This window comes from Lysobacter sp. CA196, from assembly GCF_052078695.1.
Taxonomy (GTDB): Bacteria; Pseudomonadota; Gammaproteobacteria; order Xanthomonadales; family Xanthomonadaceae; genus Lysobacter.
Map to the genome: position 1 here is coordinate 175768 of NZ_JBQJIN010000005.1, position 16360 is coordinate 192127.

Genomic DNA, 16360 nt, shown 5'->3' on the forward strand with positions numbered 1-16360 from the left:
ATTACGGGTTACTCAGGCACGGCGAGACAGGGTCTCTTTGGTCGGTTCTAACCTTATACCCGCAGTAGTAGTCGATAACCTCGAAGTCAATCTCGCAAAGGCTCCCGTTCTCTACGACATGTACCTCAGAGAACGGATGTCGCTCTTTAACGGCAGCTTCGCACTTCGGACACATCATGTCGGTCTCCTTCAGCAGCTTCCACACCCCGGATAGCGCGCTCCGCATATCTTCCATTTCAGCATGCTTGTTCGAGAGTTCACCTTCGTAGCGCTCACCCTCTTGCTTTAGTCTCGCAATTTCCCCCGTAGCAATCAGAACGCTTTCGGTAAACGCCCTCAGCGAATCATCGGTCGCGCTATATCGATGAGCGATGTGAACAAATAACTCATGACCCTTGAGTGAGCGGGTCTCGGTGCCGCTCCGGACCCAAGTGTCGCCCTGCCGGAAGTACATTTCGTTCGGTTTTCCCGGCGAGACCGCTAGCTCGATAACGAACGTGTCGGGCAATTCCTTGCCAAGGTTGATGATGGGCCGAAACTCCAAGTTGATGGCATCCATCGAGAACCGGGGAGTAACGTTCGCGCAGACGGCATTTACGCGTCTCGACAACTCATCGCGATGGGAGCGGCTCAGTGCGACGCCCTGGACGATGCCGTCGTCGGTGACCCCGTAGAGGATGCGTCCGCCTTTGTGGTTCAAGTAGCCGATGATGTACTTGCTGAGCCCATCGCCAATGGCCCGACACGGATTCGCGGACTCAATCCCCTTGAACTCCAGGACGTCCGATTCTTCCTCGGACAGTCGCTGCCCCAAGCGCAGCGCGCGGGGGCTCACTTGCGAGAGCAAGTGGTCGTAGTTGTCCTGCAACGGACGCTGGTCGGGCTTGACATGGCCGCGATGGACCAGGTCAGTGAAATCAATCTCGAAAATGTCGCTGTCGTCGTGTACCTCACAGATCAACCGCTCGAAGTGATAGCCGTCGACCCCGTCGTGGACGTTCGGCCACATTTCCGTGCGGATACCGCCTCGCATGAACTCCAAAAGTACCGCAGGCGCGTTGCTTGAGCTGAACTCCCAGAAGTGGCTGTCGTCGTTCTTCCACTCGCGTACCAGGGCGATGAGTTGCTTCACGGTCACGGTACTGCCGTAGTCGAGGAAGGCCTTTCGCTCTGGCGGATCGTCTACCTGAAGGTAGGCGTAGCCTCGTCGGATCGTCGCATTGATGTCCGCGCGCACTCGATCCAATGAATAGCCCAGGGCTTCGAGTCGTTGGCGCAGTTCGCTGACGCTGATTTGATACGCGCGTACGAGCGATCCGTCACCCATGTCGCCCGTGGCGACCAGATCGGTGGAATTGAATAGATCGGCCTGTTGACCGCCCACGGCGGTTTCCGTGCCTGCGTAGTACAGGCCGCCGATACTGACCCTGCTCCCTAGTCGCATTGGTTGTTCCTCCTTGGCAGCCGATTGTAACGAACTGACTACACTCGCCGCCGCCCGGCACGACTTCGGGCGTGGCTCGCTCGCTGAGAACAGCGCTTCCGCAGTGCGCGTGCTGCGATACCCCACGCGCCCCTGGTAGGGCAACCCCGGCCCGCAGTCCCGTTCTGGCTGCGCTTCCGCTTCGACCCGCGACAGAGGTCACGCCCATGACTTGAACCGTATCCCGCCAGGGAGGATTCCCCGTGTCCGTTACCGATTTCGGCCGGCAACAGCCCCAGCAGAAGCTGGCCTGGGGCCATAAGGCGTACGAGGAGTACGTCGAGAAGTTTTTCTTCACCAAGATGCTGGGCCAAGGCTCCGAGGCCATCATCGAGCACATCACCGAACTGACCAAAAATAGCAAGGGTGAGGTCGGTGCCTACTTCCCCCTGATTCCCCGCATCACCGGCGGCGGTGTGGTCGGTGACAACCAGCTCCAGGGCCGCGAGCGCACGCTCGATTCGCACTGGCAGCGGGTCAACTTCGACCAACTGCGCAACGGCATCAAGAACAAGGGCCGACTGGCCGATCAGAAGTCGGTGATCCAGTTCCGACGCCCGACCCGCAAGGCGATGGCGTTGTGGCTGGCCGACACCTGGGAGGACCAGGCGATCCTGACCGCCTCCGGGATCAGCTACGCCTTCAACACCGATGGCAGTCCTCGGGTCACGCCGGAAGGCCAAGACCCCTGGACCGACCTGGAGTACGCGAACGACGTTCGACCGCCGAGTGCGAACCGGCACTTCCGTTGGGATGCCGTGGAGGGGTTGGTGCCCGGCGATACGTCGGCCATCGAGCCGGCGGACATCCCGGTCTACGACATGTTGCCGGAGATCAAGGCGCGCGCCGCAACGAAGCGCATCACGCCGCTGCGCTTGGCGGGCAAGGACTACTACGTCGTCCTGGCGCACGAAAACACGATGGCGCGTTGGTATCGCAACGCGGACTTCCGCAGCACCATCGTCAACGCCGACGTGCGTGGCGAGGCTAACAAGATCTTCACGGGCGCCATCGTGACGATGAACGGCCTGGTCATTCACCCCTACGCGCGTGTCTACAACACGCTCGGCGCCGCGGCGGGTCTGAAGTGGGGTGGCGGCAACGTCAACGGATCGCGCACCCTCGTTCTCGGCGCACAGGCCTTGGCCCTGGCCGACCTGGGCGTGCCCGGCTGGGAAGAAGAGTACGAGGACTACAACAACCGCTACGGCGTGTCGATCAACAAGATGGGCGGCTGGTCGAAGCCGCAGTTCCCCTCGTCCTACGACGGCGGCAGCGTCGAGGACTTCAGCGTGATGGCGATCGATCACGCGATCTGACCTTCCGGCCGTCTTCGGACGGCCATTTTTCTAAGGAACCCCGATGAGCAAGCCCGATACCGTGGGCGTGCAGTACGTGCGCGCGCGCGTCTTCAACTACACCGCTGCCGATCTGCCCTCGGGTAGTTTCGTGCCGGCGCTCAAGCTGCCGATGGGGACCATTCTCGTCGACGCCTTCAACTTGGTCGAAACCCCGTCCAATGCCGGCGCGGCCGACGTACTCGATGTCGGCACGGTCGCCGCGCCCGCGTCCTTCTTGGACAACGCCGACTTTAAGACGGCCGGACGCACGCCGTTCGCGGTGCTCGGCGGACCGTACCCGCAGGGGTTAGCGCTGGGCGTGACCCGAACCGCCGCCGGCACGACCGCATTCGCCGGTCGCGGCAGCTTGGTCGTGCACTACGTGGTGAAGGGCGTCGCCGATGAAGTCTACGGCTAGGCCTCGCCTGACCCTCGACCTGCTGCTTTTCCTACCCCTTTCCAATGGAGATTCTGATGCAGTTTCGTCACCCCGATGGCGCGAGACTGGCGCTGACGACCGGCCATGTCACGTTTGTGGGCCCGGAGTGGACCCCGTTGCCCCCGTTGTTTCATGCCGAAGCTCTCGCGGCCGGGTGCGAGTGCGACCAGCGCACGATCCGCACGCGCGCGGCGATAGTGCCGCGTGCTTCCGATGCGGCGGTCCGACCGCTGGACGAGCCGCATCTGATCCGCGAAGCGCTCATCACCTTGGCGCAACGGCAGCAGCCGGGCGACCTGACCGGCGATGGAATGCCCGACCTCAAGGTGGTGGCCGCGCTGTGCGGCTTCCGCGCGAAGAAGGAAGTGGTGTACGCGATATGGCACGACCTCGTGGACGCGAGTCTCGCGGGCGACGCCGCCGATGAGTCCTGATCGGCCGAAGGAATTCGGGCGATGAATCTGGCCGAACTGATTGCGGTCGCGCGCGAGCGACTGGACGACGAGATCGAGCCGTACCTAATCAGCGATCCGACGTTCGCGAGCTGGGCGACCGAAGGCGAGCGCGAGGCTTGTGTCCGCGCTCGTCTGTTGTTCGACGATGAACCGGGCGACCCCACGGTCATCCGGATCACGCCAGGGATCGGCGTCTACGGACTGGACCCTCGCGTGCTGTTCGTGGATGCCGCCGACCTGGTCTGGGCCGAGGGGACCGGCTTGGTGCGCCTGCGACTGAAGGGCCTGGACTGGATTCGGGAGCGCTCGCGTTCGATGGGCAGCAACGGCACCCCCGACGTGCTCGCGGACGACGGCCGGGGCCGGTTGCACCTGTGGCCGCGTCCGCGGCGCGCCGGTCGCCTGCAATTGGCGGTGTACCGCGCGCCGTTGTCCCCGTTGGCAGAGGCCGACGACAAGCCCGAGATCGACCGCAAGCACCACGAAGGGCTGGTGGACTGGATGATGTATCGGGCCTTGCAGATCAAGGACCGCGAACTGGAGGATGTGTCGCGCGGGGCGCTCGCCTTGGGTGAGTTCACCCGGCGCTTCGGCGAGCGCCCCACGGCCGATGTGCAGCGCCGCCACCGCGAGCGTCGTCGGACGACCACGCGCTACGGCGGCTACTGACCGTGGGGGTGCAAGACGACGAACTGGCCCCTCGGGCCGGTTGGCCGCTGGGCGTCAACAACCTCGCGTCCGAGACCGCGCTGCCGGTCGCCGAGAACGGTGCACCTCTGGCGGTGCGCGAAGCCCGCAATGTCGATTTTGACGTCGCCGGCAAGCCGCAGCGGCGAGACGGCTACACCATCGCTGTTCCGGGGTCGCGGGTGCACAGCGCCTGGGGCGACGCGGCCTGGCCGTGGGGTTTGTTCGTTACCGACGACACCCTGACCGCGCTGCATCCGGACGAGCGCACCGAACCGCTCGTTGAGGGTTTGGCGACGGGTTGGCCGGTGGCCTACGAGCGCTTGAACGATGCGGTGCTGTGGAGCAACGGCGTTCAATCCGGGCTGATCGGTCTGGACCTGGATGCGATGCCTTGGGCCTGTCCGACGCCGGACCGGGCACCGCACATCGTGGTGGAATCGGGCGGCGCGCTCGTTGCGGGACATTACCAACTGGCGATGACCTTCCTGGATGCGCGGGGCCGCGAGTCTGGGGCATCGAGTGCGGTCGCCGTTGAGGTGCCCGCGAACAGCCGATTGCAGTTGTCGCAACTGCCGCAGCCGCTCGATCCGCTGCGGGTGCCGCGCATCCGTGTCTACCTCAGCTCAGGCGCCGATGGCGTGTTCCGGGTCGCCGCGACGGTTCCCACGGGCGTGTCGGACCTGGTGCTCGGTGAGCCCGCGAGCGGGCGCGTACTGGAGACCTTGCACCTTCGCCCGCTACCGGCGGGTCAAGGCGTGTGTGTCCACAACGGTCGCCAGTTCGTCGCGCGCGGCGCCGAGGTGTGGTTCTCGCCGCCGCTGCGCTACGGGCTCACCCACCCGGGACGCGACCGGGTCGGCTTCGCCGGTCGGGTCGATCTGATCGCGCCCGTTGCCGATGGCGGCGACGGTGCGGGGTTATTTGTCGCGGACGCGAAACGCACGTACTTCCTGGCCGGCAGTTCCCCAACCGAGTGGCGGCAGGTCATCGCCTATCCGGTCGGAGCGATCCCCGGCGCATTGATCCGCCTCTCTGGAGAAGTCTGGAACCTGCCGACCAAAGCGCCGTTGCCGGTGTGGATCGCCCGTAACGGCCGCGTCTGCGTCGGGCTACCGGGCGGCCAGGTGCACACGCCGCAGCCGAGGGAGGGCGGCCCTGATGCCTTACTCGACGCCGCCGCGCGCGGCGCACTGCTGTACCGCGACCACGGAGGCAAACAACAGCTCATCGCCACCTTGCGCGACGCGCAGCCGCAGGCCTTGGCCTTGCGGGATCGCGCGATCACCCGCGTCTACCGACACGACGACCCATGAAGCCTTTCGCTCCCGCCGATACCGTCCAGGCGCGCTTGGCGGTCTGTCGCGCCTGTCCGCACTTCCAGACCCATGCCGTAGCGCTTCCCGGCGGCAGCACGCTGCCGACCGCGAGTTGCGCGCGCTGCGGCTGCTTTCTCCAACTCAAGACCCGGCTGTTCGGCGCGCGTTGCCCCGAAGGCAAGTGGTGAAGGAACTTCGATGACCCAAGACCTTTGGCGCACCCACGCCGACGAAATCGCGCGCGAGCTTCGGCAACACCGTTATCACCGCAGCGACGATGGCGTGCTGTTGACGCGCATGGGCGTGTTCGTCGGTGGCGCGATGAAAGTGCGCGACTTCCGCGACGGCCATCAGCAGACGGTGGCGATCGACGCAAATACCTTGCTCAACGAGGGGTTGAACCATCTGCTGAATGTGGGCTTCCCGCCCACAGGCGGCTATGCGCAGATCACGCAGTGGTATCTGGCTCCCTTCAAAGGCAACTACGCCCCCGATCCGACCCTGACCGCCGCGCAGTTTCCGGTCGTGGCCGACGAGTTCACGGCGTACACGGCCACCACGCGTCCCGCCCTGGTGATCCCGCGCTTGGCGACGGCGCAGAGTACGGGCAACACCGGCAACGAGGCCCGCATTACGCTGGCGGCAGGCGGGCCGTACAACCTCTATGGCTGCTTGATCGTCTCATCGTCGGCGAAGGGGACCACGACCGGCATCGGCATGGCCGCGGTGCGCTTCGATCACCCCCGGCTCAACATGACCGGCGGCGATCAGCTCGGCATCGAGTACGTCTTCACCGCCACCGACGCCGGCTGACGTGCCGGGCGCTCGCCATACCGACTGGACGCACGTCCATGTGGTCGGCGACCGGGTGCAGGCGGCCGGCTACGTGCCGTTCGCGCGCAAGGTGCTCGGGGCAGTCGTCGCCGACGCCGCGCACCTGGGGTTACGTACGCACCAGGTGACCCAGCGCCTGCGCGACGGCGCGGTGGTGATCGGGGAACTGCGCGGCGGCATTCCACGCGTCACGATTGTTCCGCCGCCGTTGGTTCCCCGGCCTGACGTACCGCCCCACGGCAAAGACGACTTCGTGGTGTGGGCACGCGACGTCGAGCATCCGTATGGACTCGACCCCCGGTTTCCGCAACAGATCCTGCGGCCGGGCTGGACGACGTTCTTCCACGACGGCCGTACCGAAGGCTACGCGGAGTTCGGCGGTGGAAAAGGCACTTACGGCGCGCGGTTTCCGGACGGACTGCGTTACGCCGCCAACGTGGACTGGCGCAGCCGGGACGGCGAACGCATCCATTGGTACGGACCGTCCAGCCGCTATTTCGTCGACGGCTGCCGCCGCCCGCTCGCGCAGTACGGGCGTTGGGTCTTCTGCCTGGGACAACCCTTGCTCGATCTGGATGCGTACTGCCTGGCCAGCGAGGTGGACTTCCCCGAGCGCACGGTGTTGGGCGCCGCATTCGACGGTCGATGGTTGATGGTGGTGTTGGCCGCGCTGTCGGAGGTGTCGTGGCCGGCGGCGCCGGAAGCGGCGACCGCGCATCCCGATGGTTGGGCCAGCCCGTCGTACTTCATGGGCGACGTGCCCCTCGCGCTGCGCCGCTTCGAGATGGTCATCGACCCGGCACTGCCGGGGCCGATGAAGCGACGTGTGCTCGCGCGTTCCCACCAAACGCTGTGGGAGGGCGTCGAACCGCGTGCGACTGCGCCCTGGCACTTCGACACCGAGGGCCGCGTCGCCGTCTCGCATGTGCCGCCGAGTTCGGCGCAGACCGTCCGACGCGGCGAGGACTGGACGCGCCCGTCCGAGGCGCACACGCGCCTGCAACTCGCGCTGAGTGCGGACGGAACCGTGGCCGTGACGCGCGCAGAGGTGGCACTGGCGGCCGGCGACGGGACGGTCGCGCCGCTGGCCGAGGACGGCGCGGCCGTGTTGCAGGTCGTGCGGCGTGGTCGCGGACTGGCCTATCGATTGGCCGGCGCGGAGACACCTGCGTGGGAGGTGGGCGACGTCACGGACTTCACGCCGGGACGCGTGGATTGGGTGCGCCGCCAAGTGCTGTGCGCCGATCTGCGCGAGGGCGTGTTGCTGCTGCTGGAGTCGCGACAGCTCTTCGCTGGTGGGCCGTCGCCCGCGTTGCGCTTCTCGTACCGCGTCGTGCTGTGGCAACGCGGCACCGAGACGGTCGTGGCGCAGACGCCGGTCGAGCGCACGGCATTCACCATGACGCCGACCTACACCGCGACGCTGGTGCGATTGGCAGAAGCGCCGGTCGCGCCTTTGGCGCTGATGCATCTGCACGCGTTTGGCCCCTCGAACCTAGGCCTGACGACGAACTTCGGCCTGTCGCTGTTGGCGACGCCGCTGATTACGCCGTTTCGCAAGGCCGACACGTTCGGACAGACGCGGATCGCGCAGTCGGAAGGCGCGTGGCTGGCAATCCGTAACACCGCGTCGACGGCCAGCGACTCGGCGTCGAACCAGCAAGTCGACTTCGCCGGCCACACGACGATGCCGGGGTTTGCTACGACTCGCGGCACCACGGTGTGTTCGTACAACACCAACCTCTATACCCGTGGCGTCGAGCTGATCGCCAATCACGCCACCGGGCAGCGCCTGGGCGGACTGACCGGCGTCGGCGAAGACCAGGCCCGCTATCACCCGGTGTGGTTGCTCGGGCAACCCACGCCGCTGTAGCCGCTCACTTTCCCTCTCTCGGAACCTACCATGCTTCTGCTAACGCCCGCGTTGGCCAACGTCCTGTTGGCGCAAATCAAAACCAAGCTCGACGGCGGTGTGCTGATCCTGTTTGCCGGCACGGTGCCGCGCACGGCCGCCGAGGCCCTGGACATCGCGAACACTCATACCGAGCTGGTACGAATCGGCCTCAACGGGACCGGCACCGGATTGACCTTTGATACCCCGATCAACGGCGTATTGACCAAGGCGCCGAATGAGATCTGGCGCGGCACCACGCAGTTCGAGGGCGCGGACGCCACGCAGACGACGTTGACGCCGACGTTCTATCGATTCTGTGCGGCCGGCGACACCGGCCGCACCGCATCGGACACCCTCACCGGGCACCGCTTGCAGGGTGCGGTCGGCGGTCCGAGCAGTGGCGCCGAACTGCGTCTGGGCGTGGCCGCGCTCACCGCCGGCAACGAGCAGCCGGTCGGCGACTTCGGCTGGCGACTGCCGCAGGCCAGCGCGGGCGGTTAATCGTGGGCGCATTGACTAAGGTCGCAACCGTCACGGCGACGCCTGGGGCGCCGGCTTATCCGCCAGTCGCTGCGATCCCGTTCCATCTGTTCGCGACGCCGTCGCCACGCTCAACCGCGTTCCGACAGAAGGGAAGCTTTCCGAATCGGCCCGAGCACTTCCACCAATGGAGCCAGCTCGACGCTTCGCCCCCTGACGGCTGGTACGGTCCGATCGGTCACATGAGCTTCGTGCGTTTTCCCGGCGTGAGCGCCATCGGCAACGGCTATCCCGATCCGGGGCACGACGGACCGATCCGCGGCGTCTTCGAGGTGCCGACCGGCAGCGGTGTTCATCGGGAGGCGCGCGATTACTACCGGGACGGGCCACGGGGGCTGTGGATACCGCGCGACGGCACCTACACCGACCCGCCGGGCTGCCAAACGGGTGGCCCGTGCCGCGTGGTCATGCTGTCGGGCTTTCCGGGGCGTGGCGCGGTGCCGGCGGTGCCCGCCATCGAGAGCGTCGACGTCCACGAAGGCTGGAATGCGGGCGCAAACAGTGTGGATCGCCTCGATGGCGATCTACGCACCGTGTTTCAGGTCGACATCGCGGCGGCCGGTGCGGTCGGCTTCGCGGGCGGCCATGCGGATGTGGGCCGGTTCGATTCGCTCTCGCACGCGTTCTACTTCGATAGCGATCCCATTGCCGGCACCCGCCGTGTCGCCTGCATGGAGTTCGGTCGCTGGATGGACGCGCCGACCGCCTACGAACGCGACGCCCAGTTCGAGCTGCGGCGGGTGGCGGGCCAGGTGGCGTTCTCGATCAACGGACGGCGCGTGTACGTCTCTCCGAACCTGTCGACCGGGCCGGTACTCGTCGGCGCCGCCCTGTACCTCGCGCAGGACCGCGTGCTTTGAGCGCGGTCGAAGTTGCTGTTCCAAGTCCAACGCAGGCGGCCGAGTCGGCGCCAGGAGATGAGATCAACGTAGTTCAAAAGGTCAGGTTCACTTGGGATGGCAAATGAACCTGACCCGTGCCTCAGATGGCCCTATGGAACGTCAGGGATTCTGGATCGGGATAACCGGGCCGACATCCACCGTGCCACCGCCGCCGTAACCACCACCTATCGGGCCGGAGTAACCACCACCGCCGCCGGGATTAGACGCGCCGCCGCCTTCACCGCCACCGCCGACATTGGGATCACCGCCCGGCGTAACAACCGGCGTAGGGTTTCCACCCCAAAATTGATGCACGCTGTCTGATCTAAAGTAATCCACGCACCAGTCGGTATTGCAAATTTTGAACTTGTCGCCAGCCACTTGCTTATAGTTCGGTACATATCCAAAGTGGCTCCCATCCATCGACCTGATGTATTCCAATGTGGGTTGGTCAGGAGAGGGCATTTGCAGTTGACATGAGCCGATGCAGGTATAGGGCCCGTATGATCCAGGCAAATTCGTAATGTTCGAGCCTGCGACGATAGTGCCCGAGGCGACAGCTCCGATAGCAACAACAAGTCCTAACAAAATAACTGCAAGCTTACGCATATAACGCTCCTTTTTTAGTTTGCACAGCAATTTCCATATATCCTTTTTGCCAAAGCCTCCGCTTCTGAAAGTCGGCCATATGGAACCTCTTTTGCCTGATAATCCATTAGCTGTTTCGATATGGCGCCAGGCTTTGCCAGCTCAATAGCGCGGTAATAGGCGTATGCGCGGACAGGGTCTTTGGGATACAAGACTCCGCCTTGGTATTCGCCTGCAAGGGCCATTAGGGCGTCGATGTTGCCTTTCGATGCAAGATTGGTGAGGTAGCCACGCGCGACCTCCTTGTATTTTTTGATTTTGTCGGGGTCGCGAATCATTTCGGTAGCATTTCCGAGCACGAAGCCGGGATTTCCCGAGTAAAGCAGCTGTGCGTGCTCATCTCCTGAGGCCGCTGCCATTTCCAACCATTTGCCTCGGTCTTCCATGGCCGACTGGGCAGAGGCGCATTCGCTCAGTGTCTTCTGTTGTGTCGCGGCAAGCGCCTGCGCCGAAACGCCGATTCGTTCGTAAATTTTGACATCTGTGTCAGTGACGCTTCCCTGCGCACGAAAGCAGTCCTGTAGCTTCACGAATATCTCAAGCGCGGCCCTGCCATCGCCGGATTCTGCAAGCGGGCGTAGCCGCTCAATGACCTGCGCCGCATCTCCCGGAGGCGTATAAACGCTGCCTCGAAGCGAATACGCTTGTTTATGAGCAACTTTCGGCGCCGCATTCGTCGATGCGCCGTTCGTCGCTTGTGCGCGGGGTGCAGGATCTGCGCTGGTAGAAGTCGCGGCCGGGCTTGTTTCCGTGGTTGGGGAGCGTTTCTGGTTAAAGAAAAGTGCCACTCCAAGCAACAGCAGGAGCACGCTAGCTATCCATGCGGCGGTAGGTATTTTTTTCATCATAAGTGCCTAACGAAGAGGGCAATGACGTCACGCGAAGTGAGTTTATTTCTGCTGCCGCCCGTATTCCGGGCTTTTTGTGAGTTTCCTTACTGTCGCCCTATACGGCATCCGACCTACATATTTGATCCTTACACGACGCTGCCTTGCAGGGCAAGGCACATTATCGGCACGCGGACCGGACCCTGACCTTTGAGCACAATACTGTTTGAAATCTTGGCGCCGCCGCAGGCGCCCGAGCCGGCGGTCGCGGATGGCGCGCTGACGCTCAGCGGCTACGGCTTTGCGCGTGGTCTGGGAGAGGCGGCCATCGGCGACGGCGAGCTGTGGGTACTACCGGAGAGCGGCGGTGTCGCGCCGCCGCCGGTCGCGTTCTGCATCGGCGACGGCGCCCTGCAACTGGCAGCGACCTACGGGTACGGTGCGGGCGTGCTCCCGCCCGCCCACGGCGACGGGTTGTTGGTGGGCATCGGACAGGCATCGGCCTTCGGCCAGGTCGGCGACGGTGCGATCACGCTGACCGGCTTTGGTAGTGAGCTGCGGGTGCCGCCGACCAACGGCGAAGACGCGGTTCGTCTCAATGCGGACCTGCGTATCCGGTCGCGGCTTTCGGCGGTGCAAACGGCCCTGCTGCACGTCAACGTGGCGTTGTCGGCAACGCCGCGCGCGCGCTGGCAGGGCACGCGGCATTTGCACTCGCAAGCGACACTAAGCGAGTCGCTCGGCCTGATCCTGCGCGAGTTGCTGGCGACGGCGGTGGCCCTCGGCGATCGATCGACCCTGTCGGCAACCGCCGTGGAGCACATGGTGGATGCATTGCTGCTGGGCGACGCGGTGGATACGGAATGGGATGCCCTGGCGTTGGTCGCCGAAGCCCTCGCGTTCGGTGCGATGCTCGATCCGCTGCGCATCGGCACATTGATCAGCGGCCTGACGGTGGGGGCGACGACCGCCGATTCCCTGGTGGCGGCCGAGCGTTGGCTGGACGAAGTGCGCCTGCAGGCGGCGCTACGCCCCGGCGTGGTACGCATCGTCGCATTGACGGATCGACTGGCGTTGTCCAGCGGCGCTCGCGAGCGCCTTGACGCGCATGTATTGCTGCAAGACTGCCTCGGGGCGCTCGTGCGGATTCACCTCGACTCGGGCGAGTACATCGCCTGGGTCATGAACACGCAGAGCCAATCGCTGTCGCAATACACGAATTACCCCTTCAACAGTTACCTGGGGCTCGCTGGCATCACCTACGGCGCCGCCGATACCGGCTTGTACCGACTGGGCGGCAACACCGATGCCGGCGAGCCGATCCATGCGCGGATTCGCCAGGGCATGTCCGCCTTCGGTTCGCAGCTCAAGAAGGGCTTTCCCAGCCTGTACCTGGGCTACACCGCGAATGGCGATCTGAGGCTGAGCGTGGTCGCCGCCGACCCGCGAACCGGTGAGCGCGTCGCACACGCCTATCGATTGCGGGCGCGTGCCGCCGACAGCGTACGCGAAGGCCGGGTTAAGGTCGGCGCGGGTCTGCAATCGGTTTACTTCGACTACGTCATCGAGAACATCGATGGTGCGGACTTCGCCCTGGACGTGATCGAGTTCCTGCCCCTGCGGGTGGACCGCCGCGTGCGCGGCAATAGCAGCGGGAGGCGCTGATGCCGCTTTGCTTCTGGACCGACCTGCAAGGCGTGACCCAGGTGTGCGAAGACCCGGTGCCGCCGAGCGAGTGGTCGGCGCAAGGCATGAACGGTCACGTCTTCTTCCAGTCGCCTCGTACCGTGGGCAACGTAGTGCGGATTCCGGCCGGCAGCGAAACCGTACCGGACGGCTTTCGTCCGCTGGTAGGGTTCGACCGGACCCTACAGATCGAGATCAACGGCTCGTCCTTCTTTGAAGCCTATGGTGCTTTTCCGGACGGCTACGTCGGGACCGTCGAGAACGTTCGCATCGTGCGGTTGAGCCCGAGCGACGGCGCGGTACTGGAAACGTTCCCGATGGCCGGTACGTTCCCGGTCACCCTGGTGGGGCAAGAGGCGAATGCGAACGACAGCACCTTCCGCGCCAGCTTCGCAGGCGATCTGCCGCCGCTGGATCCCGCCTTTGCCTGGGGCGTGCTGGCGGACCTAGCGATGACGACCACGGCCTCCGGTGGCCGACCCGTCCAGGCCTCGTTCGGCGGCACCTATACGTTCGTCGTGCCCACTGTGTTCGTGGTGGAGAGCGACGAGTATGCGTTCCCGTTGGGGCCGAGTGAGAACGAGGAGGAGCCGGGCTTCTTCTACTCGGCTTGGATGGACGTACTGCCGTGCAGTCCGCCTGACGCCCGAGCGACGATCCGCGTCGATGGCGGACCGCCGTTGCCGCTGGGCTTCTTCCACGGCTGCCACTGAAGGTGCACGTCTTGGCCCCTACAGGCCGCATCCCTCCGGTGTGATCGTAACGTCGAACAGCTTGCGGGCGTGCACATCGCGGTATTGGTACACGACGGTCAACTTCTTTGAGAGAAACGCCCGTGTAGACGGTGACTCGCAGGCGCCCTGAGCGATACGGGCTTTGAAACCTTCAAGGTCGTCATAGATACGGAGTGGATCAGTCGCTTTGTAAGGGTTTATCAATCCAGAGGGGTCCGGATTTGGTTCGTAGTACCCCACCAACGTGTAGTGGTAGGTCAGCACACGCCCCGACCCGCTGGACACGCGATCCAGACGCGTCGCCTCGTCCACCATGCGCGGCAGCTGTTGATTGGTCAGCGTGATCGCGGTGGACAGGCTCTCGTCTGTCGTCCCGTCGAACAGCAGTTCGGCACCTGTGCGCCCCATGAGCTTGCCGATGCCCATGCCGATTAACAAAAGCATCCCGGCGCCGACGACGCCGACAACACCCCACACCTTCTTCATCAAGCCTCCTTTGCTTGAGCACTTCGTGCCGTCCTTGAGTTGACGGCTCCGGCCGCACTGCGCGGACCGCGATTGTAACCGTCCTTCGGAACCCCCTCTGTGACCGACTTCTGCCCCGTGCTCTCGGCGGACCCGGCCGTGCTGTACGTCAGCGACGGCCACAAGACCTTCATGAACTTGGCGACGCGCACGTACGAGCTGGCGATCCAGCAAAGCGCACAGCTAGCCGGCTTCACGGCACTGCCGACGACGTTCACCGTCAACTTCGACTACAACGCGGTGCAGGCACCGTTACAGCGTCCACTTGCCCCGCGCGTGGATGCCGGCGAGTTCGAGTTGCGTGTACCGGCCGAGCCAGCGCGACCGCCCACGTTCGTAGCGGAAACGCTCGATCTGGCGGAGTTGCCGGAAGACACATTGCCGGCGCCGACGCTCGCCTACGGGCCGAAGCCCGACGCGCTGCACCTGGCGGTGCCGACCCCGCCCCGGCGACCGAGTCCGTTGGTCGTGCCGGAGACGCCGGGCTATGCCTTGCCGGCGCTGCCGAGCTTCGAGGCCTTGCACCTGCCCACCGTCCCCGACATTCGGCTGCCGCATTTCGACGGCGAGCGTCCGGTGTTCGTGGAACCGCCGTTCAACGACGACTGGGCGTTCTCGCCGCAGGCCTACGTTTCAGCGCTGCTGGACAAGCTACGCGGCAAGGTCGGCGCGTGGCTCGACGGCGAGTCGGCGCTGCCGCTGGCCATCGAGCGTGCGCTGTTCGAGCGGGGACGTGGCCGGATCGAACTGGAAACGGCCGCCAGCGTCGAGCAGTTGTACGAGGACTTCGCCGCGCGCGGCTTCACCCAGCCACCGGGCATGTTGGCGGCGCGGGTCGACGCCGCCCGGCAGGCCGGTCAGAGTCGCATCGCCGAGTACAGCCGCGAAGTCGCGATCAAGCAGTTCGACGAGTCCCTCGCCAACATGCGGCTCGCAGTACAACAGGGCATCGCGCTCGAAGGGGTGGCGATCAATCTGCACACCGAGGAACAGCGCCTGGCCTTGCAGGCGGCGCAATTCCTGCGCGACAGCGCCATTGCGGTACTGAACGCCCGCATCAGTGCGTTCAACGCGCGGTTGCAGGCCTATCAGACCGAGGCGCAGGTTTTCGCCGAGCGCATCCGCGCCGAACTGGCCAAGGTCGAGGTTTATCGCGCCCAGATAGAGGGCGAGCGTGCGCGCGGGGAGATCAACGAACAGCGCGTTCGTCTGTATGCGGAACAGATTCGCGCGCTGAACAGCTTGGCCGACTTTTACCGGGCGCGTATCGAAGGCGTTAAAGCGCAAGCCGACGTCGAGCGCTCGATCATCGAGTCTTACAAGGCCGAAGTCGATGCCTACGGCGCGCGCTGGGATGCCTACGGCAAGGAGTGGGACGGCTATCGATCCAGCGTCGAGGCCGAGAACAGCAAGGTCACGGTCCATCGCAATCTGGTCGAGGCCTTCTCGGCGAAGGTGCAAGCCGTCACCGCCGGCAACGGCGCGCGGTTGGACCGCGAGCGTCTGCGTATTGCCCAGCACGGGCAGCAGATCACGGTGTTCCAGTCCGATTTGGAGCGCATACGCGCCTTGCTGGCGACCGAACAAGCGCGCCTGGGCGCAGTGGGGCAACGCGTGGAAGCCCAGGCGCGTATCTACACCGCGCAAGGCAGCGTCGAGCAATCGGCCAGTGCAGCAGCGGATCGCACGTTTCAGCTTGGTTTAGAGCGCGAGAACGCGCGTGTTAACACCCAACTCAAAGCCGCGGAGATCCGAGTGCAAGAAAACATCCAGCTCACCAGCCTGCTGTTGGAGGTACGCAAGATGCTGGCTCAGGTCATGGGCCAGCTCGCAGCCTCCAGCGCCGCCGCTGTCAACTACAGCGCCGCCGTCAGCAGCACGCGTAGCGAGTCCAAGTCGTGCAGCACCGACTTCAACTTCCAAGGCGAAATCGCCGATTCGAGTATCTGACCTGTGGCCGCTAGCCCAACGACAACGCCCCCGCGTCGCCGAACGCTCAACCCCGAACTGAAAGGCCTGCATTCCGAGTACGGCCAACTGCGCAGCGGCTTCGATGCGGCGACCCAAC

17 protein-coding genes are annotated in these 16360 nt (G+C 64.8%); 13 read left to right on the plus strand and 4 right to left on the minus strand.

Going from position 1 to position 16360, the window contains the following annotated elements; translation table 11 throughout:
- Position 1: 1 nt before the first annotated feature.
- Complete coding sequence (locus ACTOWK_RS07195; protein WP_441329496.1) at positions 2-1384, minus strand: RNA-binding domain-containing protein; 1383 nt, start codon at positions 1382-1384, stop codon at positions 2-4.
- 302 nt (positions 1385-1686) lie between these two features.
- Between ACTOWK_RS07195 and ACTOWK_RS07200 the strand changes: the two genes are divergently transcribed.
- The 10 genes from ACTOWK_RS07200 (at position 1687) to ACTOWK_RS07245 (ending at position 9851) form a co-directional block, all read left to right on the plus strand.
- A complete protein-coding gene (locus ACTOWK_RS07200; RefSeq protein WP_441329497.1) occupies positions 1687-2802 on the plus strand; it encodes a phage capsid family protein in 1116 nt (371 codons plus the stop codon).
- A 43-nt stretch (positions 2803-2845) separates the two neighbouring features.
- Positions 2846-3241, plus strand: coding sequence for a hypothetical protein (locus ACTOWK_RS07205; protein WP_441329498.1), 396 nt, complete (start codon positions 2846-2848; stop codon positions 3239-3241).
- A gap of 56 nt (positions 3242-3297) precedes the next feature.
- On the plus strand, positions 3298-3696 hold the full coding sequence (locus ACTOWK_RS07210; RefSeq protein WP_441329499.1) for a hypothetical protein: 399 nt from the start codon (positions 3298-3300) through the stop codon (positions 3694-3696).
- A gap of 21 nt (positions 3697-3717) precedes the next feature.
- Positions 3718-4386 carry a phage adaptor protein gene (locus ACTOWK_RS07215; RefSeq protein WP_441329500.1) on the plus strand — a complete coding sequence of 223 codons (669 nt, stop codon included), beginning with the start codon at positions 3718-3720 and terminating at the stop codon, positions 4384-4386.
- 8 nt (positions 4387-4394) lie between these two features.
- The gene (locus tag ACTOWK_RS07220) at positions 4395-5720 is read left to right on the plus strand and encodes a hypothetical protein (RefSeq protein WP_441329501.1); all 1326 of its coding nucleotides are present in this window, start codon (positions 4395-4397) and stop codon (positions 5718-5720) included.
- Positions 5717-5911: a hypothetical protein gene (locus ACTOWK_RS07225; protein WP_441329502.1), complete on the plus strand. Its 195-nt coding sequence runs from the start codon at positions 5717-5719 to the stop codon at positions 5909-5911. The genes ACTOWK_RS07220 and ACTOWK_RS07225 overlap by 4 nt, the downstream gene beginning before the upstream one ends.
- Before the next feature lie 10 nt (positions 5912-5921).
- Entirely contained in the window at positions 5922-6536 is a 615-nt protein-coding gene (locus ACTOWK_RS07230; RefSeq protein ID WP_441329503.1) for a hypothetical protein, read from the plus strand.
- Position 6537: 1 nt separating this feature from the next.
- Positions 6538-8430: a hypothetical protein gene (locus tag ACTOWK_RS07235; RefSeq protein ID WP_441329504.1), complete on the plus strand. Its 1893-nt coding sequence runs from the start codon at positions 6538-6540 to the stop codon at positions 8428-8430.
- A gap of 51 nt (positions 8431-8481) precedes the next feature.
- Positions 8482-8952: a hypothetical protein gene (locus ACTOWK_RS07240; protein WP_441329505.1), complete on the plus strand. Its 471-nt coding sequence runs from the start codon at positions 8482-8484 to the stop codon at positions 8950-8952.
- A gap of 221 nt (positions 8953-9173) precedes the next feature.
- Entirely contained in the window at positions 9174-9851 is a 678-nt protein-coding gene (locus ACTOWK_RS07245) for a hypothetical protein (protein ID WP_441329506.1), read from the plus strand.
- Between the two features lie 141 nt (positions 9852-9992).
- Here the strand turns inward: ACTOWK_RS07245 and ACTOWK_RS07250 are convergent, their stop codons facing one another.
- On the minus strand, positions 9993-10481 hold the full coding sequence (locus tag ACTOWK_RS07250; RefSeq protein WP_441329507.1) for a hypothetical protein: 489 nt from the start codon (positions 10479-10481) through the stop codon (positions 9993-9995).
- A gap of 14 nt (positions 10482-10495) precedes the next feature.
- A complete protein-coding gene (locus ACTOWK_RS07255; protein ID WP_441329508.1) occupies positions 10496-11329 on the minus strand; it encodes a hypothetical protein in 834 nt (277 codons plus the stop codon).
- 228 nt (positions 11330-11557) lie between these two features.
- Here ACTOWK_RS07255 and ACTOWK_RS07260 point away from each other — a divergent pair, with 228 nt between their 5' ends.
- Positions 11558-13012, plus strand: a complete 1455-nt coding sequence (locus tag ACTOWK_RS07260; protein ID WP_441329509.1) for a hypothetical protein — start codon at positions 11558-11560, stop codon at positions 13010-13012.
- Positions 13012-13746 (plus strand): hypothetical protein, encoded by a 735-nt coding sequence (locus tag ACTOWK_RS07265; protein WP_441329510.1) that lies wholly within the window; start codon positions 13012-13014, stop codon positions 13744-13746. Before ACTOWK_RS07260 ends, ACTOWK_RS07265 begins: the two co-directional genes overlap by 1 nt.
- A gap of 18 nt (positions 13747-13764) precedes the next feature.
- Here ACTOWK_RS07265 and ACTOWK_RS07270 read toward each other — a convergent pair whose 3' ends face one another.
- Positions 13765-14253, minus strand: coding sequence for a hypothetical protein (locus ACTOWK_RS07270; RefSeq protein ID WP_441329511.1), 489 nt, complete (start codon positions 14251-14253; stop codon positions 13765-13767).
- A 99-nt stretch (positions 14254-14352) separates the two neighbouring features.
- Between ACTOWK_RS07270 and ACTOWK_RS07275 the strand changes: the two genes are divergently transcribed.
- A complete protein-coding gene (locus tag ACTOWK_RS07275) occupies positions 14353-16242 on the plus strand; it encodes a hypothetical protein (RefSeq protein WP_441329512.1) in 1890 nt (629 codons plus the stop codon).
- Positions 16243-16360 lie beyond the last annotated feature (118 nt).

Excerpts from the sequence above, each read along its gene's own strand:
- ACTOWK_RS07215 (WP_441329500.1), top strand. The coding sequence starts at position 3,718 with ATGAATCTGGCCGAACTGATTGCGGTCGCGCGCGAGCGACTGGACGAC.
- ACTOWK_RS07210 (WP_441329499.1), top strand. The coding sequence starts at position 3,298 with ATGCAGTTTCGTCACCCCGATGGCGCGAGACTGGCGCTGACGACCGGC.
- ACTOWK_RS07265 (WP_441329510.1), top strand. The coding sequence starts at position 13,012 with ATGCCGCTTTGCTTCTGGACCGACCTGCAAGGCGTGACCCAGGTGTGC.
- ACTOWK_RS07225 (WP_441329502.1), top strand. The coding sequence starts at position 5,717 with ATGAAGCCTTTCGCTCCCGCCGATACCGTCCAGGCGCGCTTGGCGGTC.
- ACTOWK_RS07230 (WP_441329503.1), top strand. The coding sequence starts at position 5,922 with ATGACCCAAGACCTTTGGCGCACCCACGCCGACGAAATCGCGCGCGAG.
- ACTOWK_RS07270 (WP_441329511.1), bottom strand. The coding sequence starts at position 14,253 with ATGAAGAAGGTGTGGGGTGTTGTCGGCGTCGTCGGCGCCGGGATGCTT.
- ACTOWK_RS07205 (WP_441329498.1), top strand. The coding sequence starts at position 2,846 with ATGAGCAAGCCCGATACCGTGGGCGTGCAGTACGTGCGCGCGCGCGTC.
- ACTOWK_RS07245 (WP_441329506.1), top strand. The coding sequence starts at position 9,174 with ATGAGCTTCGTGCGTTTTCCCGGCGTGAGCGCCATCGGCAACGGCTAT.
- ACTOWK_RS07250 (WP_441329507.1), bottom strand. The coding sequence starts at position 10,481 with ATGCGTAAGCTTGCAGTTATTTTGTTAGGACTTGTTGTTGCTATCGGA.